This window comes from Pleomorphomonas sp. PLEO (assembly GCF_041320595.1).
Taxonomy (GTDB): Bacteria; Pseudomonadota; Alphaproteobacteria; order Rhizobiales; family Pleomorphomonadaceae; genus Pleomorphomonas.
In genome coordinates this window covers 529,923-553,696 of sequence record NZ_CP166625.1, presented here as the reverse complement: position 1 = coordinate 553,696, position 23,774 = coordinate 529,923, and the positions used below count along the sequence as shown (strand labels likewise).

At 65.1% G+C, this 23,774-nt stretch carries 21 protein-coding genes and 1 pseudogene; 16 read left to right on the top strand and 6 right to left on the bottom strand.

Translation table 11 applies throughout. The features are described 5' to 3' along the window. Positions 1 to 9: 9 nt before the first annotated feature. From cobN to cobJ, 5 genes are read left to right on the top strand one after another with little or no spacing between them, the layout of a single operon-like run. Positions 10 to 3,336, top strand: coding sequence for a cobaltochelatase subunit CobN (cobN, locus tag AB6N07_RS02335; protein WP_370676218.1), 3,327 nt, complete (start codon positions 10 to 12; stop codon positions 3,334 to 3,336). Further along, the gene (gene cobG / locus AB6N07_RS02330; protein WP_370676217.1) at positions 3,333 to 4,553 is read left to right on the top strand and encodes a precorrin-3B synthase; all 1,221 of its coding nucleotides are present in this window, start codon (positions 3,333 to 3,335) and stop codon (positions 4,551 to 4,553) included. Before cobN ends, cobG begins: the two co-directional genes overlap by 4 nt. Beyond that, entirely contained in the window at positions 4,550 to 5,176 is a 627-nt protein-coding gene (locus AB6N07_RS02325) for a precorrin-8X methylmutase (RefSeq protein WP_370676216.1), read from the top strand. The genes cobG and AB6N07_RS02325 overlap by 4 nt, the downstream gene beginning before the upstream one ends. Further along, entirely contained in the window at positions 5,173 to 5,913 is a 741-nt protein-coding gene (locus AB6N07_RS02320; RefSeq protein WP_370676215.1) for a precorrin-2 C(20)-methyltransferase, read from the top strand. Before AB6N07_RS02325 ends, AB6N07_RS02320 begins: the two co-directional genes overlap by 4 nt. Beyond that, positions 5,910 to 6,731 carry a precorrin-3B C(17)-methyltransferase gene (gene cobJ, locus AB6N07_RS02315; protein WP_370676214.1) on the top strand — a complete coding sequence of 274 codons (822 nt, stop codon included), beginning with the start codon at positions 5,910 to 5,912 and terminating at the stop codon, positions 6,729 to 6,731. The genes AB6N07_RS02320 and cobJ overlap by 4 nt, the downstream gene beginning before the upstream one ends. Here cobJ and AB6N07_RS02310 read toward each other — a convergent pair. After that, on the bottom strand, positions 6,643 to 7,431 hold the full coding sequence (locus tag AB6N07_RS02310; RefSeq protein ID WP_370676213.1) for a cobalt-precorrin-6A reductase: 789 nt from the start codon (positions 7,429 to 7,431) through the stop codon (positions 6,643 to 6,645). The two genes, cobJ and AB6N07_RS02310, sit on opposite strands and share 89 nt — an antisense overlap. Here AB6N07_RS02310 and cbiE point away from each other — a divergent pair. From cbiE to cobM, 3 genes are read left to right on the top strand one after another with little or no spacing between them, the layout of a single operon-like run. After that, positions 7,430 to 8,650, top strand: coding sequence for a precorrin-6y C5,15-methyltransferase (decarboxylating) subunit CbiE (gene cbiE, locus AB6N07_RS02305; RefSeq protein WP_370676212.1), 1,221 nt, complete (start codon positions 7,430 to 7,432; stop codon positions 8,648 to 8,650). The two genes, AB6N07_RS02310 and cbiE, sit on opposite strands and share 2 nt — an antisense overlap. After that, positions 8,647 to 9,030: a cobalamin biosynthesis protein gene (locus tag AB6N07_RS02300; protein WP_370676211.1), complete on the top strand. Its 384-nt coding sequence runs from the start codon at positions 8,647 to 8,649 to the stop codon at positions 9,028 to 9,030. Before cbiE ends, AB6N07_RS02300 begins: the two co-directional genes overlap by 4 nt. Next, positions 9,027 to 9,809 carry a precorrin-4 C(11)-methyltransferase gene (gene cobM / locus AB6N07_RS02295; RefSeq protein ID WP_370676210.1) on the top strand — a complete coding sequence of 261 codons (783 nt, stop codon included), beginning with the start codon at positions 9,027 to 9,029 and terminating at the stop codon, positions 9,807 to 9,809. Before AB6N07_RS02300 ends, cobM begins: the two co-directional genes overlap by 4 nt. Here the strand turns inward: cobM and AB6N07_RS02290 are convergent. Then, positions 9,806 to 10,911, bottom strand: a pseudogene (locus AB6N07_RS02290) (cobalt-precorrin-5B (C(1))-methyltransferase). The gene cobM and the pseudogene AB6N07_RS02290 overlap by 4 nt on opposite strands. A gap of 82 nt (positions 10,912 to 10,993) precedes the next feature. Between AB6N07_RS02290 and AB6N07_RS02285 the strand changes: the two are divergent. Next, a complete protein-coding gene (locus AB6N07_RS02285; protein ID WP_370676209.1) occupies positions 10,994 to 12,304 on the top strand; it encodes a cobyrinate a,c-diamide synthase in 1,311 nt (436 codons plus the stop codon). A gap of 3 nt (positions 12,305 to 12,307) precedes the next feature. On the opposite strand, the gene AB6N07_RS02280 is transcribed toward AB6N07_RS02285, so the two are convergent. Both AB6N07_RS02280 and msrA read right to left on the bottom strand, forming a co-directional pair. Next, complete coding sequence (locus AB6N07_RS02280; RefSeq protein ID WP_370676208.1) at positions 12,308 to 12,886, bottom strand: NADPH-dependent FMN reductase; 579 nt, start codon at positions 12,884 to 12,886, stop codon at positions 12,308 to 12,310. Next, a complete protein-coding gene (gene msrA, locus AB6N07_RS02275) occupies positions 12,883 to 13,551 on the bottom strand; it encodes a peptide-methionine (S)-S-oxide reductase MsrA (protein WP_370676207.1) in 669 nt (222 codons plus the stop codon). The genes AB6N07_RS02280 and msrA overlap by 4 nt, the downstream gene beginning before the upstream one ends. Before the next feature lie 142 nt (positions 13,552 to 13,693). Here msrA and AB6N07_RS02270 point away from each other — a divergent pair, with 142 nt between their 5' ends. Further along, positions 13,694 to 14,392 carry a Crp/Fnr family transcriptional regulator gene (locus tag AB6N07_RS02270; RefSeq protein WP_370676206.1) on the top strand — a complete coding sequence of 233 codons (699 nt, stop codon included), beginning with the start codon at positions 13,694 to 13,696 and terminating at the stop codon, positions 14,390 to 14,392. Positions 14,393 to 14,398: 6 nt separating this feature from the next. Here AB6N07_RS02270 and ubiB read toward each other — a convergent pair whose 3' ends face one another. Together ubiB and ubiE are read right to left on the bottom strand one after the other, a co-directional pair. Further along, positions 14,399 to 15,931 (bottom strand): 2-polyprenylphenol 6-hydroxylase, encoded by a 1,533-nt coding sequence (gene ubiB / locus AB6N07_RS02265; RefSeq protein WP_370676205.1) that lies wholly within the window; start codon positions 15,929 to 15,931, stop codon positions 14,399 to 14,401. A gap of 22 nt (positions 15,932 to 15,953) precedes the next feature. After that, positions 15,954 to 16,709 carry a bifunctional demethylmenaquinone methyltransferase/2-methoxy-6-polyprenyl-1,4-benzoquinol methylase UbiE gene (ubiE, locus tag AB6N07_RS02260; RefSeq protein ID WP_370676204.1) on the bottom strand — a complete coding sequence of 252 codons (756 nt, stop codon included), beginning with the start codon at positions 16,707 to 16,709 and terminating at the stop codon, positions 15,954 to 15,956. 128 nt (positions 16,710 to 16,837) lie between these two features. Here ubiE and mutM point away from each other — a divergent pair, with 128 nt between their 5' ends. From mutM to recF, 6 genes are all read left to right on the top strand, one after another. Beyond that, a complete protein-coding gene (mutM, locus tag AB6N07_RS02255) occupies positions 16,838 to 17,713 on the top strand; it encodes a bifunctional DNA-formamidopyrimidine glycosylase/DNA-(apurinic or apyrimidinic site) lyase (protein WP_370676203.1) in 876 nt (291 codons plus the stop codon). 165 nt (positions 17,714 to 17,878) lie between these two features. Further along, positions 17,879 to 18,145 (top strand): 30S ribosomal protein S20, encoded by a 267-nt coding sequence (rpsT, locus tag AB6N07_RS02250; protein ID WP_370676202.1) that lies wholly within the window; start codon positions 17,879 to 17,881, stop codon positions 18,143 to 18,145. A 614-nt stretch (positions 18,146 to 18,759) separates the two neighbouring features. Continuing rightward, positions 18,760 to 19,215 (top strand): rhodanese-like domain-containing protein, encoded by a 456-nt coding sequence (locus AB6N07_RS02245; RefSeq protein WP_370676201.1) that lies wholly within the window; start codon positions 18,760 to 18,762, stop codon positions 19,213 to 19,215. A gap of 376 nt (positions 19,216 to 19,591) precedes the next feature. After that, positions 19,592 to 21,055: a chromosomal replication initiator protein DnaA gene (gene dnaA / locus AB6N07_RS02240; protein WP_370676200.1), complete on the top strand. Its 1,464-nt coding sequence runs from the start codon at positions 19,592 to 19,594 to the stop codon at positions 21,053 to 21,055. Between the two features lie 328 nt (positions 21,056 to 21,383). Continuing rightward, entirely contained in the window at positions 21,384 to 22,502 is a 1,119-nt protein-coding gene (dnaN, locus tag AB6N07_RS02235) for a DNA polymerase III subunit beta (protein WP_370676199.1), read from the top strand. A gap of 19 nt (positions 22,503 to 22,521) precedes the next feature. Then, on the top strand, positions 22,522 to 23,673 hold the full coding sequence (gene recF / locus AB6N07_RS02230; protein ID WP_370676198.1) for a DNA replication/repair protein RecF: 1,152 nt from the start codon (positions 22,522 to 22,524) through the stop codon (positions 23,671 to 23,673). The last annotated feature ends 101 nt before the right edge of the window (positions 23,674 to 23,774 follow it).

Genomic DNA, 23,774 nt, shown 5'->3' with positions numbered 1-23,774 from the left:
GGGCGCGCCTTGCACATTCTGGCCGAACAGATTCGCTCCCTCGACGATAGCGTCGCGGCGGTCGATCTTGGCCAGACGCCGGCCGAGATCGTCGTGCTGTCGTTTTCCGACAGCGACCTCGGCATCGTCGCCGCTGTGCACGGCAGGCTCGGTCCCGACGCGCCGAGCCTTCGGCTGGCTTCGCTCGCCGCCTTGCGCCACCCCTATTCCGTCGATCTCTATCTTGAAAAGGTGGCATCGAAGGCCCGCTTCGTGCTGGTGCGTTTGCTCGGCGGCGCCGACTATTGGCGCTACGGTGTTGACGAACTCTCCATGCTGGCGCGATCGAAGGGCATAGAGCTTGCGCTGATTCCGGGAGACGACCGGCCAGATCCCCGGCTTGCCCAGGCGTCGACGTTGCCGGCGGAAAATCTTGATCTCCTGGAGCGCTGGTTCAGCTTCGGCGGTCCCGACAATGTCGCCGCCGCGCTCGCCTTCATTGCTGCTCGTTTGGGACGCAACACGGCATGGGCCGAACCGGCACCGCAGCCGGCCTTTGGCCTCTTTCCTAGGCTTGGTGACATTGGCAACCGACGGGTGCTTGTCGTTGGCTATCGGGCGCTGGTCAATGCCGGCGATGCCGCGCCGATCGAGGCGGCGACGCAAGCGCTGGCAGCAGCCGGGTTCACGGTGCAGCCTGTCTGGGTCACCTCGCTCAAGGATCCGGACGTTGCCGGTCCACTCCGCGAGGCCATCGCCACCTTCAAGCCGGACGCCATCGTCAATTGCACCGCCTTCTCCGCGCGCCGCACCGATGGCACGACCCTTCTCGACGCTGCCGACGTGCCCGTGATCCAGGCTCCGCTTTCCACCTTGTCGCGCGAGGCATGGACGGCTTCCTCACGCGGTTTGTCGGCCACCGATCTTGCCATCAGCGTCGTCTTGCCGGAGGTCGACGGTCGCCTGGACGGTCCAGTCATCAGCTTCAAGGCGCCAAGCGACCGTGCCGAGGCGCTCGAATACACACCGATCCGCCACCGACCGGATTCGGGCGGCATCGCTCGCCTGGTTCGGCTCGTCGATGGCTGGACACGATTGAGGCGAACGCCGCGTGCTGATCGCCGCATCGGTCTCATTCTTTCGAACTATTCCGGCAAGGGCGGTCGCACAGCCTATGCCGTCGGACTTGACGGGCCGGCTTCGCTCATCGCCGTCGCCGACGATCTCCGCGCTGCCGGCTACGATGTCGGAGTGCTGCCAGACGAGAAGGCGTTGATCACGGCGCTGGAAGGCAGGCAGGCGACGATCGATATCCCGCTCGCTGATTACCACCACTGGCTTTCTGAGCTACCGGAGGCGCTGCGTGCATCGATGCGGGCCACCTGGGGCACGCCGGAGGCCGATCCATCGGTCGGCGGGGGTGCTTTCCGCTTGGCGGCGATCGTTGCCGGCAATCTCGTCATTGCCGTACAGCCCGATCGTGGTCGACCCGATCGTCGCGCGGCCGACCATCACGATCCCAACTTGCCACCGCGCCACGCCTACGCCGCCTTCTACCTCTGGCTCAGGTACGGCTTCGACGCCCACGCCATGATCCATCTCGGCACCCACGGCACGCTCGAATGGCTGCCGGGCAAGGCGGCGGGTTTGTCCGCCGACTGTGCGCCGACGGTACTGACAGACGGCCTGCCGGTCGTTTACCCCTTTATTGTCAACAATCCCGGCGAGGCAGCACAGGCCAAGCGCCGCATCGCCGCCATAACCCTCGGCCACCTGACGCCGCCCTTGACCCGCGCCGGCGCGTACGGCGACATCGCCGAAATCGAGATGCTGGTCGATGAATTTGCCAATGCCCAGGCGCTCGATCCACGGCGGGCCAAGCATCTTGCCGCCGTGCTGATCGACAAGGCCGAAACAGCCGGTATCGCCGAAGCGGCCGGCCTGTCCATCGATCTCGACCCGGCCGACAAGCTGGCGCGGCTCGATGCCTGGATTTGCGACGTCAAGGACATGCGCATCACCGACGGCTTGCACGTATTCGGCCGGGCGCCGGATGAGGCCCGCGTCGCCACTCATCTGGAGGCTCTCGGTGGTGATCTTTCGGCGACCGACGCTTTCCTCGCCTCGGCCGGTGCCGAGCGGGAAGGTCTGCTGACCGCGCTTGATGGCCGGCGCGTGGCGCCCGGTCCATCGGGTGCGCCCGGACCAAGACGACTCGACGTGCTGCCCACCGGGCGCAACCTCTATGCTATCGACCCGCGCGGCGTGCCGACGCGTACCGCCATGGAAATCGGCGCCCGCACCGCCGAGGAGGTGGTTGCCCGTTACGCAGAAGACCATGGCGACTGGCCGAAATCCATCGTGCTTGACGTCTGGGCCTCGGCCTCAATGCGCACCGGCGGCGACGACATCGCCCAAGCACTGGCTCTGCTGGGCGTGCGGCCAACCTGGGATGCTTCCTCTGGCCGCGTCTCCGGGTTTACGGTGCTCGCTCCCGCCCGGCTCGGCCGGCCGCGTGTCGATGTGACGCTGCGCGTCTCCGGTCTTTTCCGCGACGTTTTCCCCGGACAGATCGCGCTGTTCGACCAAGCGGTAAAGGCGGTGGCGGCGCTGGACGAGGACGCGGAGACCAATCCGCTTGTGGCCAGTGGCGACGCAGCGCCGGCGCGCATCTACGGTGCAGCCCCAGGCGCATTCGGCAGCGGCCTTGGCGAGATGACGCCGGACGATCTTGGCGCCGATCGGACCGTGCTCGCCGATGCCTATCTCGCCGCCTCGGGCCACGCTTACACAGGCGATGGCGACGCCGCTGACGCCACAGGTTTCGCGGCGCGCGTCGCCGCCGCCGATGCTTTCGTCCACGTGCAGGATCTCGATGGTCAGGACGTTCTTTCCAACGACGCCTTTCCTGCTCACGAGGGCGGCTTCGCGGCGGCGGCGCAGGCGCTTGGCGGTCGGGCGGCGCTCTATCATGTCGACGCCACCGGCGATGCGCCGAAGGTCCGCGCGCTCAGCGAGGAAATCGGTCGCGTCATCCATGGCCGCGCTGCCAATCCGCGCTGGATCGCCGGCCAGATGCGTCATGGCCATCGCGGCGCCGCCGAGATCTGCGAAGCGGTCGCCAATCTCTGCGCCTTCGCGGCATTGTCAGATGCCGTCGACGGGCGGCATTTCGACCGGCTGTTCGACGCCACCTTCGGCGACGACCACGTGCGGGATTTTCTGCTCGATGCCAACCCGGCGGCGGCTCGTGACACGCTTCTTCGACTTCGAAAGGTGATCGATCGCGGCGCCTGGGTTGTTCGGCGCAATTCGGTGGCCGCCCGCCTTGCCGACACGGAGGCGCGCCTCGGATGAACGCTCCCCTCGTTCGTGGTTGGTGCCCCGGTGCGCGTCGTCCCATGCGGAGCGGCGATGGCCTGATCCTGCGCCTGCGTGTTACGGGGGGGCGTCTTGCATCCGAAACGGCGCGTGCGATTGCCGATGTTGCTTCCCGCTATGGGAATGGCGAGCTCGACCTCGGTCGACGCGGCGGTTTGCAGCTTCGCGGCATTCGCGATAGCGATTTCGCCGCCGTGGAGACTGAACTCGCCGCCCTCGGTCTTCTTGACGAAGACGTCGGCGCCGAGGCCGTCCGCAACGTTGCTGCTTCCCCTCTGTCTGATCTCGACGAGACGGCCGAGGGTGATGCCTTCGCGCTGGCCAAAGAGCTAGAGGCGGCGATCGTCGCTGACAATTTCCTTCGCGCGCTGCCCGGCAAGTTCGGATTTTCGGTTGATGATGGGGGGCGTTTCGGCCTCACTGAGGTGCCGGCCGATGTGCGCTTGCGGTTTGTGCGCGACGGCGTGGCAGTCTCGCTCGACGGCGATGGTCGGGCGATAAGGGTTCAACCTGAGGAGGCGGTGGCGGTTGCCCTCCGCCTCGCAGGTGCATTTCTCGATCTTGTATCGCGTATCGATCCGCCGCCGCGCCGTATGGCGGCACTGGTTGCCCAGACTGGCGCCGAAGCCATTTTCGCCGCCGCCGGGCTTGTCCCGGAAAGCCTTGCGCCGGTCCGCGGTTCTGGCTCGGCTCAGATGATCGGCGCTTTTTCAACTCATGTCGGCGTTGGCTTGACCTTTGGTCGGCTGATCGCCGATCAACTTCTTATCCTCGCCGACATCGCCTCCTCCGACCTCCGACTGACGCCTTTCCGCGCCGTCCTGTTGCCAGGCGTACCGGCAGATGCTCTGCCGCGTCTTGCTGAAGCCGGCTTCGTCACCCGGCCTAGTGATCCGCTCCTTGCGGTGACCGCCTGCCCCGGTGCGCCTGCTTGCGGCTCGGCGAGCGTCGAGACGCGAGAGCTCGCTCGCCGCCTCGCGATGCTGAAGCCGCACGCCCAAGGCACGTGGCTGCATGTCTCCGGTTGCGAAAAGAGTTGCGCGAGTTCAGCGCCCCACGCCGTAACATTGGTCGGCCGTGACGGCGGCCTCGACCTCGTGCTAGACGGCAGGCCAACCGACCCAGCCCGTCTCACCGGCTTTTCGCCTGAGGCAGCTGAGGCACTTCTTCGTTCCGGGATGATTGAGATATGACCCACGACTACATTCGCGACGGCGCGGAAATCTACCGTCGCTCCTTCGCTATCATCCGCGCCGAGGCCGACCTTGCCCGCTTCCCGCCCGAAGAGGAAAAGGTCGCCGTGCGCGTCATCCATGCCGCCGGCATGGTGGAAGTGGCCGCCGATCTCGCCTTCGGCCCCGGCGCTGTGGCAGCTGCGAAGGCGGCGCTTGAGGCCGGCGCGCCGGTGATCTGCGATTCCCGCATGGTGGCCAATGGCATCACCCGCGCTCGCCTGCCGGCCAGCAATGACGTGATCTGCACTCTCGATGATCCGAGCGTCCCGACGCTGGCGCTCACCATCGGCAACACGCGTACGGCGGCGGCCATGATGCTGTGGGGCGATCGCCTGAAGGGCGCCGTTGTCGTCATTGGCAACGCCCCGACCGCCCTCTTCCACCTTTTTGAGATGCTCGACGCCGGTGCTCCCCGTCCGGCGGTGGTGATCGGCATGCCAGTCGGTTTCGTTGGCGCGGCCGAGTCCAAAGAAGCGCTGATGGCCTGGGGACAGGTGCCCTATATCGTGGTGCGTGGGCGCAAGGGTGGCTCGGCCATGGCCGCTGCCACCGTCAACGCGCTGTCGAGCGATCGCGAATGACGACAATGGTTTCTCCCGGCACGCTCCATGGCGTTGGGGTCGGCCCCGGCGATCCTGAGTTTGTCACTGTCCGGGCGGCGCGGCTGATCGGATCGGCACCGGTCCTCGCCTACTTCGCCAAGAAGGGTCGGCGCGGCCACGCCCGCACCATCGTCGAGCCTTACGTGCGGCCGGGGACCGAGGAACTGCCGCTTAACTACCCGCTCACCACCGAGATGAGCTTTTCCGATCCTCTCTATGTGCGGGAAGTCGGTGGCTTTTATGCCGAGGCGGCCGAGGCGCTGGCAACACATCTGGCCGCTGGTCGCGATGTGGTTTTGATCGCCGAGGGCGACCCGCTATTTTATGGTTCCTTCATGCACCTCTATGTGCGCCTCAGGGACCGTTTTCCCGTGCGGATCACCCCCGGTGTCACCGGCTTCTCCGGCTGCGCCTCGGCGGCGGGGCTGCCGATGACATGGGGCGACGATGTGCTCGCAGTGCTGCCGGGCACGCTTGATGAAGACGATCTTGCCGCCCGCCTCGCAGGCGCCGACGCGGCGGTGATCATGAAGCTCGGTTCCAACTTCCCGAAGGTCAGGCGAGCGATCACCCGAGCCGGCCTTGCTCAGCGCGCCATCTACATTGAGCGCGGCTCGATGGACGGCGAAGTGGTCCTACCGCTCGTTGATAAAGCGGACGACGCCTCGCCCTATTTCTCCCTGATCCTGATTGGCGGCGAGGGGCGGCGACCATGAGCCAAACGGGCGAGATCCTGGTGGTCGGCCTCGGCCCGGGCCCTGAGCACTGGCGAACGCCGGAAGTGAGCGCCGCGCTCGAACGGGCAACCGATCTCGTCGGCTACGAGCCCTATCTCGCCCGCTGCCCGGAACGTTCGGGCCAGACGCGGCATGGCAGCGACAATCGTGTCGAACTTGAACGGGCCCGCTTTGCCATCGATCTTGCCCGCGCCGGCCGCATCGTCGCCGTGGTCTCGGGCGGCGACCCGGGCGTCTTCGCCATGGCGGCGGCTGTTGTCGAGGCGGTGGAGGTTGACGAAGCCGCCCGCCACCTGTCCGTCACGGTCATGCCTGGTGTTTCCGCCATGCAGGCGGCGGCGGCTCGGCTGGGCGCACCGCTCGGCCACGATTTCTGTGCGATTTCGCTGTCCGACAACCTGAAGCCTTGGTCTCTTGTCGAAAGGCGATTGCGCGCCGCTGCCGACGGCGATTTCGTCATCGCCCTCTACAATCCCGCCTCGAAAGCGCGACCGACCCGCATTTTCGAGGCCTTCGATCTCCTGAAAAATCTGAAGACCGGTTCGACGCCGGTCGCTTTTGCCCGCGCCGTCGGCCGGCCGGACGAACGAATCGTCGTGACGACGCTTGCCGAGGCCGACCCTTCCATTGTCGACATGGCGACGCTGGTCATCATCGGCTCGTCGGAAAGCCGGCTGATCGACCGGCCAGGCGGACGACCTTGGATTCTCAGCCCGCGTCAGGCGCGGGGGGGGCGGTATGAGCAAGTCGCGCCCCGATGTCGGCCATCACATCGTCAAGCTCGTGATAGGTGGTGACGGTGACCGGCTCGGGCGGCGCCACCATGATCACCGGAAGGCCCAGTCGGCGGGCCGCCGCGACTTTGCCGTAGGTGGCGTCGCCGCCGGCGTTCTTGGTGACCATGATTTCTACCCGCTCGGCCTGCATCAGCCGGGCTTGCGATTCCTCGTCGAACGGTCCCCGTTCGAGCAGAAGCCGATAGTCCGGCAAGTTCAATTCATGCGGCGGGTCGATGGATCGGACGACATAGTGGTGCTGCGGCGCCGCTTCGAAGGCGGACAGGCCCAGCCGGCCGACGGTGAGGAAGACGCATTTCGGCTCGGGGCCAAGCGCCGCGCAGGCGGTGTCGAGATCGGGTACCTCGAGCCAGTTGTCGCCCGGCACCGGCTTCCACGGCTCGCGCGTGTAGCGGACGAGCGGCACACCAGTCATCTCGCTGGCCGCCACCGCGTTGGCCGAAATGCGGGCTGCGAAGGGATGAGTGGCGTCGATCAGCAGGTCGATCCGCTGGTCGCGAAGAAAGGCTGCAAGCCCCTCGATCCCGCCGAAGCCACCGACACGGGTGTTGAGCGCCTGGGCGGCTGGCTCATGCGTACGGCCGGCCAGCGACAGCAGCGCCCAGATATCCTGGCGTTTTTGCAGCCGTTCGGAGAGGCGCGAGGCCTCGGTGGTTCCACCCAGGACGAGAATGCGCATCGGTATCGCGGAGTCCCCCATGGCTGAAACCTCCCTTTCACCCTGGCTGACGATCGTCGGCCTCGGAGAGGACGGTCTCGACGGCCTCTCTCCTGCGGCAGTTTCGGCAATCGCACAAGCGGGTTTCATCGTAGGTGGCCGTCGCCATCTTGATCTCATCGAGGCCGATCCGGCGATCTCGCTTGTCTGGCCGTCGCCGCTCCGGGACGCTTTTCCGGCCATTCTCGCCCGGCGTGGCAGCCCGGTGGCGGTACTCGCCTCGGGTGATCCCTTCTTTTACGGCGTCGGCTCGCTCCTCGCCGAGATCGTCGATCCCAGGGAAATGACCGTGCTGCCGGCGCCCTCCGCTTTTGCGCTGGCAGCCGCCCGGCTCGGCTGGCCGGGACAGGACGTCGTTCGCGTCAGCCTGCACGGCAGGGCGCTCGAGCGTGTCCTGCCACATGTCCAGCCGGGTGCCCGCCTGCTCGCTCTGTCCTGGGATGATACGACGCCAGCAAGGCTCGCGGCGCTTTTGACGGCGCGGGGGCTTGGTAAGAGCCGCCTCACCGTGCTCGAAGCAATGGGTGGCCTCAGGGAGCGCCGCCGCTCGGCCAGCGCAGACACGTTCAATCTCGAAAACATCGATCCACTCAATCTCATCGCGGTCGAGGTAGAGGGCAAATCGGACGCCCGCGTCATTCCCTTCACGCCCGGTCTCCCCGATGATTGGTTCGAGCATGACGGCCAAATCTCCAAGCGCGAGGTCAGGGCGCTCACCGTCGCCGCGCTCAAGCCGACACGCGGCGAAACCCTATGGGACATCGGCGCTGGCTCGGGTTCGGTTGCCATTGAGTGGATGCTCTGCGATCCCTCGTTACGTGCCTTTGCCGTCGAGGAAAACACGACACGCGCCGCCCGTATCGGACGCAACGCGCTGGCGTTTGGCGTGCCCGATCTTAAGGTGGTCGAAACCAAAGCGCCGGCCGGCCTCGGCGGTCTTCCCGATCCGCAGGCTATTTTCATCGGCGGTGGTTCGGGCGATATCGGCGTCGTCGATGCCTGTCTCGGGCGGCTCAAATCTGGCGGCCGCCTGGTGATCAACGCCGTGACGGTGGAAACGACGGCCGAGGTCTTCGCGCTGCAAGCTCGGCTCGGAGGCGAACTCACCCAGATCGCAATATCGCGACTCGACAGCATCGGGGCTTTCCACGCACTACGGCCGGCGCTGCCGGTGGTTCAGTGGATCTGGGTGAAGCCGTGAGCGGCCGGCTGGCTATCGGCATCGGTTGTCGCAAGGGCACATCGGCCGAGGCGATCCTTCGGCTGGTCGTCGGGGTGGCGACGCCCGACCTTCCACACGCCGTCGGTCTTTTCACCATCGAGGACAAGCGTGGCGAGGCAGGGCTGAATGAAGCGGCCGAAAGCCTCTGCTTGCCGCTTGTCTTTCTTTCCCGCGGCGCACTCGCTGCTATGGCCGATCGCATCGCCACGCCGTCGCCGGCCGCGCTCGCCCGGTTTGGTGTCCCATCGGTGGCGGAAGCCGCCGCGCTCGCTGCTTTCGCCGGCCGCGCGCGTTTGATCGTTACGCGCCGCGCCGAGGAGGGCGTCAGCGTCGCCGTGGCCGAGGAGATTTTAGAATGACCGTGCATTTCATCGGCGCCGGCCCTGGTGCGCCCGACCTGCTGACATTGCGCGGCCGCGATTTAATTGCCGCCTGCCCCGTCTGCCTTTATGCGGGCTCCCTGATTCCGCTGGCCATTCTCGACCATTGCCCAGGGAACGCACGCATCGTCGACACGGCGCCGCTGTCGCTCGAAGAGATCGAGGCGGAATATCTCAGGGCAGAGCGGGAAGGCCAGGACGTTGCGCGGCTTCACTCGGGTGATCTTTCGGTGTGGAGCGCCCTCGGCGAGCAGATTCGTTTGCTGGAAAAGCACGGTATCCGCTACACGGTGACGCCCGGCGTGCCGGCCTTCGCAGCGGCGGCGGCGGCGCTCGGCCGCGAACTGACGCTGCCGGAAGTCGCTCAGTCGCTGGTGCTGACGCGCACGTCCGGCCGCGCCTCCGCCATGCCGGAAAAGGAAAAGCTCTCGGCATTTGCCGCCACCGGCGCCACGCTCGCGCTCCACCTGTCTATCCACGTCATTGAGCGCATCGTCGAGGAACTCATTCCTCACTATGGCGCCGATTGTCCGGTCGCCGTCGCCTACCGGGTAAGCTGGCCGGATGAACGCATCGTCAAGGGAACGCTGTCGACCATTCTCGGCGAGCTCCAGAACGCGCCGATGGAACGGACCGCGTTGATTCTGGTGGGGCGAGTGCTCGGCGCTGAGGACTTCCGGGCGAGCGCTCTTTATTCGGTCGACTACCAGCGCCGGTTCCGGGGCCGCGATTCCCGAGCCGGGGAGGGCGAGGTCTAGACTTTTCGGAAGCCCGTGCCGGCGAGCGGCCCGCCGTTCCGGTCGAACAGCACGACTTCCAGCTCCGTGCCGCTGCCGGCAATGACCGCGGCAGCCGTCGCAAAGCCGCGCTCGGCCACCGCTTCGGCAATCGGCACTCCGGCGGCATGACAAAGCGTCAGCGCTTCGAGGGCGGTGTTGGCAGTGGTGACCGCCTGAACGAGATCGGGGGGGCGCCGAGGTCGGTGGCGATGGCCGAAAGCGCCGCAAGGTCGACCGATCCGCGCTTGGAATGAAGGTCGAGAAGACCTTGGCCGAGCTTTACTCCCTTGGCAAAGCCGAGCGCCAACGTCACACGCGCCACCGGCGCCTTCCTGAGGTATTTCAGCGTTCCGCCGACGAAGTCGCCCATGTCGATCAACTGGACGTCGTCGAGATCATAGAGAGCCTTTGCCGCCTGCTCGGAGGTGTTGCCGGTCGACGCGGCAACATGGGTAAAGCCCGAGGCACGGGCCACGTCGATGCCGCGCTGGATGGAAGCGATCCAGGCGGCGCAGGAAAAGGGAATCACGATACCTGTGGTGCCGAGAATGGAGAGACCGCCGACGATGCCGAGCCGCCCGTTGAGCGTCCTCTCGGCCAGCTTCTCGCCGTTTTCGACCGAGATCTCTACTTCGACGTCCGAGGGGCCGCCAACGGCGGCGCGCGCCTCGTCGAGCGTCCGCGCGATCATGGTACGGGGCACCGGATTGATCGCCGGCTCGCCGACGGCGAGCGGCAGGCCGGGGCGGGTGACGGTGCCGACTCCGGGACCGGCGCGGAATACGAGACCCGCGCCCGAAGCCGCCAGCCGGACCGTCGCGACAATGAGGGCGCCATGGGTGACGTCGGGATCGTCGCCGGCATCCTTGACCACGCCGGCTCGTGTCCAGCCATCCCCGACGGCGGTGGTCGCCAACGCGAAAGCCGGCGTCTGGCCGCCCGGCAAAGTCACGGCGACCGGGTCGGGAAAGTGACCACTGACGAGGCCTTCGAAAGCGGCGCGTGTCGCGGCTGTGGCGCAGCTGCCGGTGGTCCAGCCGCGTCTCAGGTGCGGCGTTTCGCCGTCCGCTTGCTTGTCCATGTCCGCCATCGAAACGACCGATCCTTTCGGGCGACAAGGTCGACGCTGTCTGCTATCGGGTCAAGGGGAAAGGTGAGGCGCGATGAAGGGCTTTCTGATCGCATCGGTGCGCTCCGGCGCCGGCAAGACGACGCTGTCGCTGGGGTTGATGGCAGCGCTTGCCCGGCGTGGCCGGAAGGTCGCCCCGGTCAAATGCGGGCCGGATTACATCGATCCGGCTTTTCACGCCGCCGCCGCCGGTCGACCAAGCGTCAACCTCGACAGTTGGGCGATGACAACCGAGCAGGTGGCCGGCCTTGCCTCTCGCCAGATCGAGGGCGCCGATCTGCTGGTGGCCGAAGGGCTGATGGGCCTTTTCGACGGCGTCGGTCATGTGGCTGGCCATACGGGATCGTCGGCCGACATTGCCGCCACTCTCGGCCTCAAGGTGCTGCTGGTGCTAGACGTGACGGGGCAGTCGACATCGGCCGCCGCCGTGGCGCTCGGCGCCAAGCTTCTTGATCCCAGATTGACGATCCTTGGTGTCGTGCTCAACCGCGTCGGCTCAGAGCGCCATCGCCGGCTTTGTACCGAGGCCATCGAGGCGCTTGGTCTCCCCGTAATCGGCGCGCTGCCGCGCGAGACGACGATCGAGCTCCCCGAACGGCATCTCGGCCTTGTCCAGGCCGAGGAGACAAGCGATCTCCGTCAACGCCTCGACGGTCTCGCCGATTTCGTTGAGCGGCACATCGATATTGATCGCCTGATTGATCTTTGCAGCGACGTTGCGCTCTCGACGAGGACCACCGACGCGCCGCTGCCGCCGCCAGGCCAGCGCATTGCGCTCGCCCGCGACGCCGCTTTCAGCTTCGTCTATCCGCATCATCTCACCGCCTGGCGGGCGGCCGGTGCCGAGATCCTGCCGTTTTCACCACTGGCGAACGAGGCGCCCGACCGCACGGCCGACGTCTGCTGGCTGCCGGGTGGCTATCCCGAACTCCAGGCCGGCGCTCTCTCGGCGGCGGACGGTTTCCTTGCCGGGCTGAGGGCGTTCGCGGCGGACAGGCCGGTGCATGGCGAATGCGGTGGCTACATGGTGCTGGGGATGGGGCTCGTCGACGCGGCCGGAACTCGTCATGCGATGGCCGGCTTGCTCGGCCTCGAAACGAGCTATGAAAAGCGACGGCTACATCTTGGCTACCGCCGGGCGAAACTGCTCTCCGACGGACCGCTGGGGCCGGCTGGCGCCGTGCTCACCGGTCATGAGTTCCACTATGCCTCGATCGTGACGATCGGTAACGACGCTCCGCTTGCCGAAGTTGCCGACGCCCACGGTAGCGCGCCGACACCGGACGGGTCGCGGCGTGGTTCTGTGAGCGGCAGCTTCTTTCATGTGATCGCGCGGGTGGATTGAGATTTAAGTAAACCGCCCCGCCTCTGCGATCAGGGAGGCAACGACTCGCTCAAGCTGTCCCGCCGCTTTCTCGTTGGTAAGGTTGCCTCGCTCATCGAAGGCTTTGTCGGCATAGGGCACCGCCACTTGCTGGGTGAGCACCCGGGCACCAAGGGAATTTTCGAGGATCTGCCGGAGGTGCATCAGCGAGCGGATGCCGGCAAAATGACCGGGCGAGGCCGCTCCGAGGGCAAAGACGCGGTCCGTCCATAAACCGCGGTAGCGATCGTCCCGGATGCGACTCAGCCAGTCGATGGTGTTTTTGAGAAGCGGCGTCACCGACTGATTGTATTCCGGTGACGCAATGAACACGCCATCCGAGGCGAGCATGAGTTCTGCGAGCTTCAGAGCCGGCTCCGGCACGCCGCGCGTCCCCTCAAGATCGCCATCGTAGAGGGGCAGCGGATAGTCGGCGAGCGATAAAAGCCGCACGTCGGCGTCGCGCAATGCCAGTTCCCGCGCCGTGAACGCCGCGAGGCGGCCGTTGTAGCTGCCGCCGCGCGTCGAACCGGATAGCACCAGCAAGTCTGGCCGCCCCCTCAAGATAGCGCTCCGGCGCCGGGCATTGGACAGCTGACGCCGGTACCGCCGAGCCCGCAGTAGCCGCCCGGGTTCTTGGCAAGATACTGTTGGTGATACTCCTCGGCGAAATAATAAGGCCCGGCCGGTTCGATCGTCGTGGTGATCGCTGCCGGTCGTCCGGCTTTGGCGAGGGCCTGAGTGTAGGTTTCCTGAACTGCCTCGGCCACGGCGCGCTGCGCCTCGTCATGCACGAAGATCACCGAGCGGTATTGAGTGCCAACGTCATTGCCCTGGCGCATACCCTGTGTCGGATCGTGGCTCTCGAAGAACAGGCGAACGAGATCGGCGTAGGAGACAGCGTTCGGATCGAACACCACCTCCACGGCTTCGGCATGACCAGTGCGGCCCGAGCAGACCTCCTCGTAGGTCGGGTTTTCGCTGACGCCACCGGCATAGCCGACCGACGTCAGGTAGACGCCCGGCAGGCGCCAGAACAGACGCTCGGCGCCCCAGAAGCACCCAAGGGCGAAGGTGGCGACGGCATATCCCTCGGGCACCGGACCCTTCAGCGGCCGGCCGTTTACGAAATGGGTTTCAGCGGTGGCAATCGGCCGGGCACGGCCCGACAGCGCCGTCTCAGGCGTCGGCAGGACGGCTGGCTTCCGGAACGTCTCGAAAAAGGCCATGGCTCTTCCTTGTCTCCCCGTAGCGGTTCGTCCCCGGAACCGGGTTCCCAAGATGGGACCGTTGCAATCGCTTTGCAAGACGGGCTGGCTGGCACTCGATGGCGGCTTTGCTATAACGGACGGCAAGAGGAGATATTCACCGATGGCGTCCCGCAAGCTCGACCGATCATTGATCCGTGGCTTCGACCTGTTCCGTGACATGACGGAAGAGAACCTCGACGCCGTGCTGGCCACCGTGCAGGTGCGCACCGTCGAGCCCGGCGAACCGGTGTTCAGCCAGGGAGCGCCGGCCGACGAGTTCTTCCTGTTGCTGCATGGCCACCTCAAGGTGCTCCAGATTACGCCGGCGGGCGAGCAGGTCGTGGTTCGGCACGTGTTGCCTGGCGAAGTGTTCGGCATCGCCAAGGCCATCCGTCGCACCGATTATCCTGCGACCGCCGAGGCGGTCACCGAGAGCATCGTCCTGGTTTGGATGTCCTCGCAATGGCAGGATTTCGTGGTGCTCAATCCGGTGCTCGCCTTCAACGCTCTCGAGGCGGTGGGCGAGCGGCTGCAGGAGGCCCACACCCGCATCCGCGAGCTATCGACCGAAGAGGTTGAGCGCCGGGTCGCTCATGCGCTGCAACGCCTTGTTCAGCGAGCCGGTCGGAAGGAGCCGGACGGGAGTATCCTCATCGACTTCCCGCTGACCCGTCAGGACGTCGCCGAAATGACGGGCACGACGCTGCACACGGTGAGCCGACTGCTGAGTGCGTGGGAGGGGCAGGGCGTCGTCCGAAGCGCCCGCCGCCGTATCGCCGTCACCGATGAGAATCGGCTCGCCGCGCTCGCCCGCGGTTAGCTCGTCTCAGATCCAACCGAGGCTCGAAGCGGCAATCACCGCGAGCGACAGCGCCCCGAGCCAGAGCGGCAGGGCGAGCGAGCGCCACCAATGCCGGCTGTTGTCGGTCGCTTCGGTCCGGGCGGCGAGTGTCTCGATGGCGTCGAAAAGGCGCGGCAGGCGCGGAGCGAGGGCAAGAAGATCACCGGCCGCCGACACCGCTGTCTCGATCCGGCCGAGCGGACCGAGATTGCGCGCAATCCAGGCGCTCACCACCGGCTCGGACACCTTCCACATGTCGAGCTCCGGATCGAGGCTGCGGGCAACACCCTCGACCACCACCATCGTCTTTTGCAGTAGGATCAGCTCAGGCCGCGTCTGCATGGCAAACAGTTCGGTGGTCTCGAACAGCTGGTTGAGCAGCCGCGACATGGCGATCTCCGACGCCGGTACGCCGTGCAGCGGTTCGCCGACCGCCCGAAGCGCCTGCGCGAAAGTTTCCAGTTCCTGCTCGGCCGGTACGTAGCCGGCCTCGAAATGCACTTCGGCAACGCGTCGATAATTGCGGGTGATGAAGCCGTGCAGGATTTCGGCAAGGAAGCGACGCTCGCGCGGACCTAGGCGGCCGACAATGCCGAAATCGACGGCGACGATCCGTCCGGCCGAGTCCACGAACAGGTTGCCCTGGTGCATGTCGGCATGAAAGAAGCCGTCGCGCAGGGCGTGCCTCAGGAAGGATTGCATGAGCGTGGCGGCGAGCTTGCGGAGATCGTGGCCGGCAGCACGGATGGCGGCGACATCCGACAGCTTGATGCCGTCGATCCACTCCATGGTGAGCACCGAACGGCTTGTGCGTCGCCAGTCAACGGTCGGCACGCGGAAATCCTCGTCACCAGCCGTGTTCTGTTCCATTTCCGATAACGCGGCGGCTTCGAGGCGCAAGTCCATTTCCAGCGTCAGCGAGCGGGCGAGCGTGTCGACGACGGCGACCGGCCGGAGGCGGCGAACGCGCGGCGCCACCGCTTCGATCAGTCGGGCGGCAAGGTAAAAGCCGGCGAGGTCGGAAGCGATGCGTCGGTCGATGCCAGGCCGGAGGACCTTGACCGCCACATCGCGGCTAACACCATCCCGACCGGTCACCGCTGCCTTGTGAACCTGGGCGATCGAGGCCGCGGCGATCGGCGCGCCGAGTTCGGGGAATAGACGGTCCGCCTCGGGGCCGAAGCTCTCGCCAATGACCGTCCGGGCGCCCGAAAGCCCAAAGTCCGGCATGGCGTCCTGTAGCTGGGCGAGGTCGCTGGCAAGTGCTGCGCCGACCACGTCCGGCCGCGTGGCGAGGAACTGACCGAGCTTGACGTAGGAAGGACCGAGACGGGAAAAAGCGATGGAGAGTCGCTCGGCCCGGCTGGCAATGCCACGCCGACGGATCGTTCTGGCAAGGAGCAATGCCGAGGATACGGCGAAGGGACGCGGCTCGGGTAGAGGCAGCGCGTTGATCACCCCCTCGCGAGCGAGCACCCAAGCGGCGCGGACGAGGCGGGCGAGGTCGACGGGGAGCATCAGGCAGTTTCCTCGCTGGACGTCAAATCTTGACGCCGACGTGGAGCGCCACGACGCCGAGCGTCATGTTGGTGTAGCCGACGCGGGAGAAGCCGGCCGCCTCGATCATCGCCTTGAAGCGTTCCTGGTCGGGGAAGCGGCGGATCGATTCGACGAGATAGCGGTAGCTTTCCTCGTCCTTGGCGACCACTCGACCGATCTTCGGCACCAGATGAAAGGAATAAAGATCATAGGCCTTGTCAGCGACCGGCGCATCGACACGCGAGAATTCCAGGCAGAGAAAGCGACCGCCGGGCTTCAGTACGCGGAAGGCCTCGGAAAGCGCCTTGTCGATTTTCGGCACATTGCGGATGCCGAAGGCAATCGTATAGGCGTCGAAAGTGGCATCCGCCCAAGGTAGTTCTTCGGCATTGGCTTCCACGAATTCCAGCTTGTCGAAGCCGCGCTTCCGGGCGCGTTCGTGCCCAACCTCAAGCATCGAGGAATTGATGTCGGCGACGGTAATATCGGCGGTACGGTTCGAGCGCTCGGCAATGCGGAAGGCAATGTCGCCGGTGCCACCCGCCATGTCGAGTACTTTGAACGGCCGCCGCCCGGAGCGCGGCGGGGCAAGGCGGGAGACCATGGCGTCCTTCCAGAGCCGGTGCAGACCACCCGACATCAGGTCGTTCATCAGGTCGTAGCGACCGGCCACCGAATGGAAGACGCTATCGACCAGACCCTGCTTTTCGCTCGCGTTGACCTCACGAAAGCCGAAGGAAGTGCTGTTGTCCGTCATCGTCCGTCCCGTCCTGCCGTGAACCTTGCGCCATCGGCGCTCGGGCGAGCATAGCCGAAGAGAACGGCGGGCGCTATGTTGCGCAAGCGACGAACGAAACCGGCTCGCCCCAAGGAGACCAACCGCCAATGCCTGAACTGCCGGAAGTGGAAACGGTACGCCGCGGTCTTCAGCCGGTGCTGGAGGGCGCAACGATTCTGAGCGTCACGCTGGCACGCTTGGCCCTTCGCTATCCCTTCCCGGAGCGCTTTGCCAACCGGCTCGCCGGCCGGCGGATCCTTGGTCTCAACCGCCGGTCGAAATATCTTCTCTGGGACATCGAGGGGGACGACGTGCTGCTCGCCCATCTCGGCATGTCCGGCTCCTTCAGGATCGAAACCCCCGAAGCGGCGTCCGCCACCGGTTCCGTGCCCGGCGCCTTCGCGCTCGCTCGCTCGCGCGACACGCGTCACGACCATGTCCGCTTCGAACTTCAGGGCGGAACGGCGATTATCTATAATGATCCCAGGCGCTTTGGCTTCATGGACCTCTTGCCGCGCGCCGAGATGGAACGGCACCCGCGCCTTGTTGGTCTGGGCATCGAGCCGACATCCAACCTGTTCTCCGCCGGCACCCTCGCCGCGCTGGCCGGCCGGCGAACGCCGCTGAAAGCAGCGCTCCTCGATCAGGGGATTGTCACGGGACTCGGCAATATCTACGTCTGCGAAGCGCTTTGGCGGGCAGAGCTCGATCCACGCCGGCCCGCGTCCGCGCTCGCCGATCCGGCGCTCGCCGAGACGCTCGCTCTGGCGATCCGCACCGTTATCGCCGAGGCGATCGAGGCCGGCGGCTCGACGTTGCGCGACCATATGCAAGCCGACGGTACTCTGGGTTATTTCCAGCATCGCTTCGCCGTTTATGATCGCGAGGGCGAGCCCTGTCGGCGTCCGGGCTGCGGCGGAACGGTGACGCGGATCAGACAGGCGGGGCGCTCGACTTTCTTTTGTCCGTCCTGTCAGCGCTGATGGCGTTGACGGCGGCCGTTCCAGCGTCTATAAGCCCGCCCCAAGGACGGTGGCCGATGGTCGTCGGCCGCCTGAAAGTTTTATGTCGTCCGTGTGGCCGGGTCCGGCAGCCGCGGCGGCTCAACAACAAGTCCCGGTATCGCCGGGAGAGAGAAAGGCTTTAGTATGGCCAATACGTCGTCGGCCAAGAAGGCGACCCGCAAGATCGCGGCCCGCACCGAAGTGAACAAGACTCGTCGCAGCCGTATGCGGTCCTTCGTTCGCAAGTTCGATGAAGCTGTCGCTTCTGGCGACAAGACCGCCGCTACCGAAGCCTTCAAGGCTGTCGAGCCGGAGATCATGCGCGCGGCGATCAAGGGTATCGTTCACAAGAACACGGCTTCGCGCAAAGTGTCGCGCTTGGCTGCTCGCCTGAAGTCCATCGACGCCTGATACCTAACGCCTGACGGCGTCGGTAACAGTTCTTATTCGTGAAAACGAGTCTATTAGGGCCTGGCTTTTAGCTAGGCCCTTTTGCTTTTCCGGCTCGCGCCGGCTGGTCTATCGGCCCTGATCATCGTGGACTCGGGTGTCAAAAATATTGTTTTGAAAACAAACGCTTAGTCATACGTCGTTTCCAGACGGCGAGGAATCCGCGGCGACGGAAACAAAAATGCGGCTAATGAATAGTAGGCTGGCCGGCTTACGACCAAATAGGGTTTGGCCGTATCAGAAGGCGCAAATCTTTGAATCCCCTAGGGTTCGCCGGTCACCTTTTGGGAAGCGTCCTCTCCGGTAAAAACCGGGTTAACGACATAGGAAGATTCGGCTCTTGCTCCCCCCTTGGGGCCTGTGTATGGTCAGCCCAGTTGAAGCGAGCGAGCCAAGCAATCGCTTGTGAAAGTAAACTAAAGCAGGGGGCTAGCCGTCGGTAATTCTTTAGGTGCGATGGCCGAGGCAGGTAGCCAACTCAATCCAGGAAAGGCAAATCGAGAATATATGCGCTTTTTGCGCATGGTTTTGTTTTGTCTTTTCTGTTTGATGAATTTTGGGGTGGTGGGGCAATCTTGGGTGCGGGATCATTCAACGAAGATCCGGGCTATGCTGGCGACGTCGGCGTGCGCGAGACTTGGGAGGCGCTTGCCGCTGATCCCTCGGCCGTGCTGATCGATGTTCGGACGGTGGCTGAATGGAACTTTGTCGGTCTTCCTGACCTTGGGAGCATTGGCAAGCGAGTGCTGCTCGTCGAGTGGCAGCGCTTTCCAGATATGGCCGTCAACCCGGCCTTCGCCGACGAGCTGGGAGAGGCCCTTGCCGATCTTGGCGTTGGTGCGGACGCCCCGCTTTATTTCATTTGCCGGTCGGGAGCGCGCAGTCGATCTGCGGCGACCCTGGCAACGGCCGGCGGATTTACGCGGGCTTTTAATGTGGCAGGCGGTTTCGAGGGAGCGCTCGGTCCGGATCGGCACAGGGGTTGTGTCGATGGCTGGAAGGCGAGCGGTTTGCCCTGGATCCAGAGTTGAACCGATGCGTTGGGCAGACCGGCCATGTGGCCGGCAAGGTGCGCGCAGATCGGGAGACCTGTCACACTGACCACAATCTGAGTTCCGGAGGTTGACCCTCCGGCCAATGACGGGCTCCGGTCCGTCATGAGTATTGATGTCGGCTTTTCGGCCGGCATTATTTAATGGGCGCCTCCCCTGAGGTCAGGCGCTTTGTCCCCGCAACCCGGGGGCTACTGGCATCACGGGGCTTCGAGAAGTCGTCGCCCCATGGTTGGCAAGTACGAGATGGTTAGCCCGGACACGGCGTTCGGATGACCGGTGGAGAGTGCTCCCGGCGGAAGCGCTCTGCGAATGGAAGACTGGTGAGTAGACTTTTTTGGATGGAGGCCGAGATATGTTGGAAGCGGAAGCCTGCGGCGTCGCCGGAGCGGCAGTTGATCATGCCGATGCGTGGGCGCGCGTTCGTGGCCGCCTCAAAGCCGATCTCGGCGAAGAGGTATTCTCCTGCTGGTTTGCCGGCATGAATGTCGAGCAAATCGAGGGGGGCACCGTTTGGCTCTCGGTGCCGAGTCGCTTCCTGAAAACCTGGATTTCCACCCACTATCGCGACAAGCTCGCCGGGCTCTGGCAGGCCGAGGGGCCCGCTTACCGCAAGGTTGAGGTGTCTGTCCGTTCGGCCATGCGGGCCAAGATTGAGTCGCCTGCCCGTTTTGCCGCACCGGAAGCTTCTCGCCCGGCGGGCGCACCAGCGTTGCGCGTCGCCGCTCCGATCCGTCCTGCCGCCGATTCCGCTTCCGCTCGGCTGTTCGATGATATTTCGTCGCCGCTCGACCCGCGCTACATCTTTGACAATTTTGTCGAAGGCGCCTCGAACCGTTTGGCGCTGGCAGCCGCTCGCCAGGTTGCCGACGGTCCGGCCTCCGGGGTCAAGTTCAATCCGCTCTACATCCACTCCTCGGTCGGCCAGGGCAAGACGCATCTTCTGCAAGCGCTCACCCATCACCTCAAGGCCGAGCATCCGGAAATGCGCGTGCTCTATCTGACGGCCGAGCATTTCATGTATCGCTTCGTGCAGTCGCTGCAGACCCAGTCGGCACTCGCCTTCAAGGAAGCGCTGCGAACCATCGATCTCCTGGTGATCGACGACATGCAGTTTCTGCACGGCAAGCAGATCCAGCAGGAATTCTGCCACACGGTGAATACCCTGATCGATGGCGCACGCCAGGTCATCGTTGCTGCCGACCGACCTCCTGTCGAACTCGAAACCATGGATGAACGCGTCCGTTCACGCCTCTCCGGTGGCCTTCTGATCGAGATCGGCGCTCCCGACGCTGCGTTGCGTCGGTCGATTGTCGAGCGTCGTATCGCCATCACCGCCCAGCATATGCCGGGCTTCTCCGTTCCCGACGACGTCATCGATTTCATCGTTCGCAACGTCACCACGTCGGGGCGCGACCTTGAGGGGGCGGTGACGCGCCTTGCCGGACACAACCAGCTGACCGGCCTGACGCTGTCGCTCGCCATGGCCGAGACGACGCTGAAGGACCTCATCCGCGTCACCGACACGCGCCGCATCAAGATCGAGGATATTCAGCGCGTCGTTTCCAAGCACTACAACGTCTCCAAGCAGGACCTCCTGTCGTCGCGCCGGACCCGGTCGATCGTTTGGCCGCGCCAAATCGCCATGTATCTGGCGAAATCGTTGACGCTGCGCTCGCTTCCTGAGATCGGCCGGCGCTTCGGTGGCCGCGATCACACCACCGTCCTGCACGCGGTGCGCAAGGTCGAAGAGCTGGTCAGTTCCGACGAAGCGCTGACGCAGGAGATCGAAGTCTTGAAGCGCATGCTCGAGGCCTGATTCAAAACCGGAAACGAAAAACGCCGACGAAAACCACGTTGGCTGCTAGCCTGCCGGCTTGCGGAAATTGGCAGTTGCCGTAATGTGCTCTTCCCCGTGGTCACCTTCAGGCGACGACGGGGAAATCGGTCCAGAGCGAACGCTAGGCCTGATTGCAACATCGGGTCGACAGGTGAGCGCTTCGGATTGTTTACGGGAGCATCCGGTTTTCGATGAGGCAGATTCTGCCTGATTGGCGGCTGCTCAACGCCAGATTTTCCGGTGGCCGCGCCGGTCGCGCTCAGTGCGGCCGACCAGGGCGTGGCAGCCACGACAGACGGGTTTTTCCATGCGCGTTACGCTGGAGCGGTCGCACCTCCTTGCCTCCCTCACCCACGTCCACCGCGTTGTCGAGCGTCGGAACACCATTCCGATTCTCTCCAACGTGCTGCTTCGGACCGACGACGGTCAGCTCAAGCTGAAGGCAACCGACCTCGATCTCGAGGCGCAGGAAACGGTCCCGGCCGTTGTCGAGCGCCCCGGTGCGACCACGGTGCCGGCGCACATGTTCTATGACATCGTGCGCAAGCTGCCCGAGGGGTCGCAGGTCTCGCTTGAGGGATCGGCTGATGGCGCCACTCTTACCATCTCTTCCGGCCGTTCGCGCTTTTCCCTGCAGATGCTGCCGGAGAGCGACTTTCCCGACATCACCGTCGGCGAACTCAGCCACGCCTTCTCGCTGGAAGCTGGCGATCTCAAGCGGCTGATCGACCGGACGCAATTTGCCATTTCCAATGAAGAGATACGTTATTATTTGAACGGCATCTTCCTGCACACCGTCGACGGTCCCGACGGTCCGCTGTTCCGCGCTGTCGCCACCGACGGCCATCGGCTTGCCCGCGCCGACATCACCGCGCCGAAGGGTTCCGAAGGCATGCCGGGCATCATCGTGCCTCGCAAGACGGTGGGTGAGATTCAGCGCCTCATCGAAGACCCAAAGGCCGAGCTCAAGGTTGAATTGTCGGATGCCAAGATTCGCCTCACGGTCGGTAACGTGGTGCTGACATCCAAGCTGATCGACGGCACCTTCCCCGACTATGGCCGAGTGATTCCCCAGGGCAACGACAAGGAACTTCGGGTCGACAAGGCCGAGTTCGCCGAGGCTGTCGATCGCGTTTCCACCATCTCGTCCGAGCGTGGTCGCGCAGTGAAGTTGACGCTCGCCGAGGGGCGCTTGGTGCTCACCGTGGTCAATCCGGATTCGGGCACCGCCACCGAGGAGGTGATGGTCGACTACACCGACTCACCGCTCGAGATCGGCTTTAATGCCCGCTATCTCCTCGATATTGCCGGCCAGCTCACGTCGGAGACGGCGCTGTTCCATCTCGCCGACGCCGGTTCGCCGACGCTGATCCAGGATGCCGGCGACGTTGCGACGCTTTATGTGCTGATGCCGATGCGGGTGTGACCGCCGCCGCTGGAACGCCATGACAGAATCCCGTCCCGAGGCGAAGGTGCGCGTCAGCCACCTTCGCCTCAGCGATTTTCGCAACCATGCCGACCTCGCGCTCGATTTCACGGGCCGATCGGTAGTGCTCACCGGCCAGAATGGCGTTGGCAAGACCAACGTGCTCGAGGCGTTGTCCTTGCTCGCCCCCGGCCGTGGCTTCCGCCGGGCGACGCTCGCGGAGATGGTCCGGCTCGATGGCTCCGGTGGCTTTTCCGTACTGGCCGACATCGAGGGTGCCTACGGGGCCGTACGGATCGGCACCGGTGCGGTTCCCGGCGAGCCCGGTCGGCGGCTCCTGGTTGATGGCGAGCCGCAGAAGGGCAGCGAGCGGCTTTCCGATCATTTGCGCCTCATCTGGCTCGTCCCGGCCATGGATGGCTTGTTCGTCGGTCCGGCCAGCGATCGCAGGCGCTTCCTCGACCGCTTGGTGCTGGCGGTCGATCCCTCGCACGGCCGGCGCGTTTCGGGCTACGAGCAGGCGGTTGCCGCTCGCAATCGCCTTTTGGAGGCGCGCGAGGCCGACGTAGCTTGGCTCGATGCGATCGAAACGGAAATTGCCGCCACCGGTGTCGCCGTCGCCGCCGCCCGCCGCGAGACCGTGCACTGCCTCGCCCGGCTGATCGAGATGCGTCCCGATGGCGACCGTGCTTTCCCGCGCGCGACGGTCCAGCTGACCGGTGACGTCGACACGGCACTCGACGGCGCGGCCGCGGCCGATGTCGAGGACTGGCTGAGGACCGATCTCCGGGCTGGTCGCTCGCGCGATCGGGCGGCCGGTCGGACGCTCGTCGGTCCTCATCGCTCCGACCTGTCGGTTCGCCATGCCGAAAAGGACATGCCAGCCTCGGCCTCCTCGACCGGCGAGCAGAAGGCACTGCTCACTGGTCTGGTGCTGGCCCAGGCGGCGCTGGTGACCGAGCTGACCGGCAGCCCGCCCGTTCTGCTGCTCGACGAGGTGGCCGCACACCTCGACGCTCGGCGGCGAAGGGCGCTGGTCGACCTCATTGCCGCGCTCGGCGTCCAGGCCTTCATGACCGGCACCGACGCCGCTCCCTTCGAGGACTTTTTGGGCGAGGCGGAAATCATCGCGATTCCGGATATTCCTGCGCCGGATTCCGGGGAATTCTGAGGTTGATTCGCCGCATTTCCACCCGATTGCGGGGCCATGGTGCGGCCACTGCTGTTCTACTGGAATAAATCCCCAGTAAGGCCATTGAAAAATAACGACTT

Bases quoted from the DNA above. Each gene is read 5' to 3' on its own strand.
- cobG (WP_370676217.1), top strand. From the start codon at position 3,333: ATGAACGCTCCCCTCGTTCGTGGTTGGTGCCCCGGTGCGCGTCGTCCC.
- AB6N07_RS02325 (WP_370676216.1), top strand. From the start codon at position 4,550: ATGACCCACGACTACATTCGCGACGGCGCGGAAATCTACCGTCGCTCC.
- AB6N07_RS02320 (WP_370676215.1), top strand. From the start codon at position 5,173: ATGACGACAATGGTTTCTCCCGGCACGCTCCATGGCGTTGGGGTCGGC.
- cobJ (WP_370676214.1), top strand. From the start codon at position 5,910: ATGAGCCAAACGGGCGAGATCCTGGTGGTCGGCCTCGGCCCGGGCCCT.
- cbiE (WP_370676212.1), top strand. From the start codon at position 7,430: ATGGCTGAAACCTCCCTTTCACCCTGGCTGACGATCGTCGGCCTCGGA.
- AB6N07_RS02310 (WP_370676213.1), bottom strand. From the start codon at position 7,431: ATGGGGGACTCCGCGATACCGATGCGCATTCTCGTCCTGGGTGGAACC.
- cobM (WP_370676210.1), top strand. From the start codon at position 9,027: ATGACCGTGCATTTCATCGGCGCCGGCCCTGGTGCGCCCGACCTGCTG.
- AB6N07_RS02285 (WP_370676209.1), top strand. From the start codon at position 10,994: ATGAAGGGCTTTCTGATCGCATCGGTGCGCTCCGGCGCCGGCAAGACG.
- msrA (WP_370676207.1), bottom strand. From the start codon at position 13,551: ATGGCCTTTTTCGAGACGTTCCGGAAGCCAGCCGTCCTGCCGACGCCT.
- AB6N07_RS02270 (WP_370676206.1), top strand. From the start codon at position 13,694: ATGGCGTCCCGCAAGCTCGACCGATCATTGATCCGTGGCTTCGACCTG.
- ubiB (WP_370676205.1), bottom strand. From the start codon at position 15,931: ATGCTCCCCGTCGACCTCGCCCGCCTCGTCCGCGCCGCTTGGGTGCTC.
- ubiE (WP_370676204.1), bottom strand. From the start codon at position 16,709: ATGACGGACAACAGCACTTCCTTCGGCTTTCGTGAGGTCAACGCGAGC.
- mutM (WP_370676203.1), top strand. From the start codon at position 16,838: ATGCCTGAACTGCCGGAAGTGGAAACGGTACGCCGCGGTCTTCAGCCG.
- rpsT (WP_370676202.1), top strand. From the start codon at position 17,879: ATGGCCAATACGTCGTCGGCCAAGAAGGCGACCCGCAAGATCGCGGCC.
- dnaA (WP_370676200.1), top strand. From the start codon at position 19,592: ATGTTGGAAGCGGAAGCCTGCGGCGTCGCCGGAGCGGCAGTTGATCAT.
- dnaN (WP_370676199.1), top strand. From the start codon at position 21,384: ATGCGCGTTACGCTGGAGCGGTCGCACCTCCTTGCCTCCCTCACCCAC.
- recF (WP_370676198.1), top strand. From the start codon at position 22,522: ATGACAGAATCCCGTCCCGAGGCGAAGGTGCGCGTCAGCCACCTTCGC.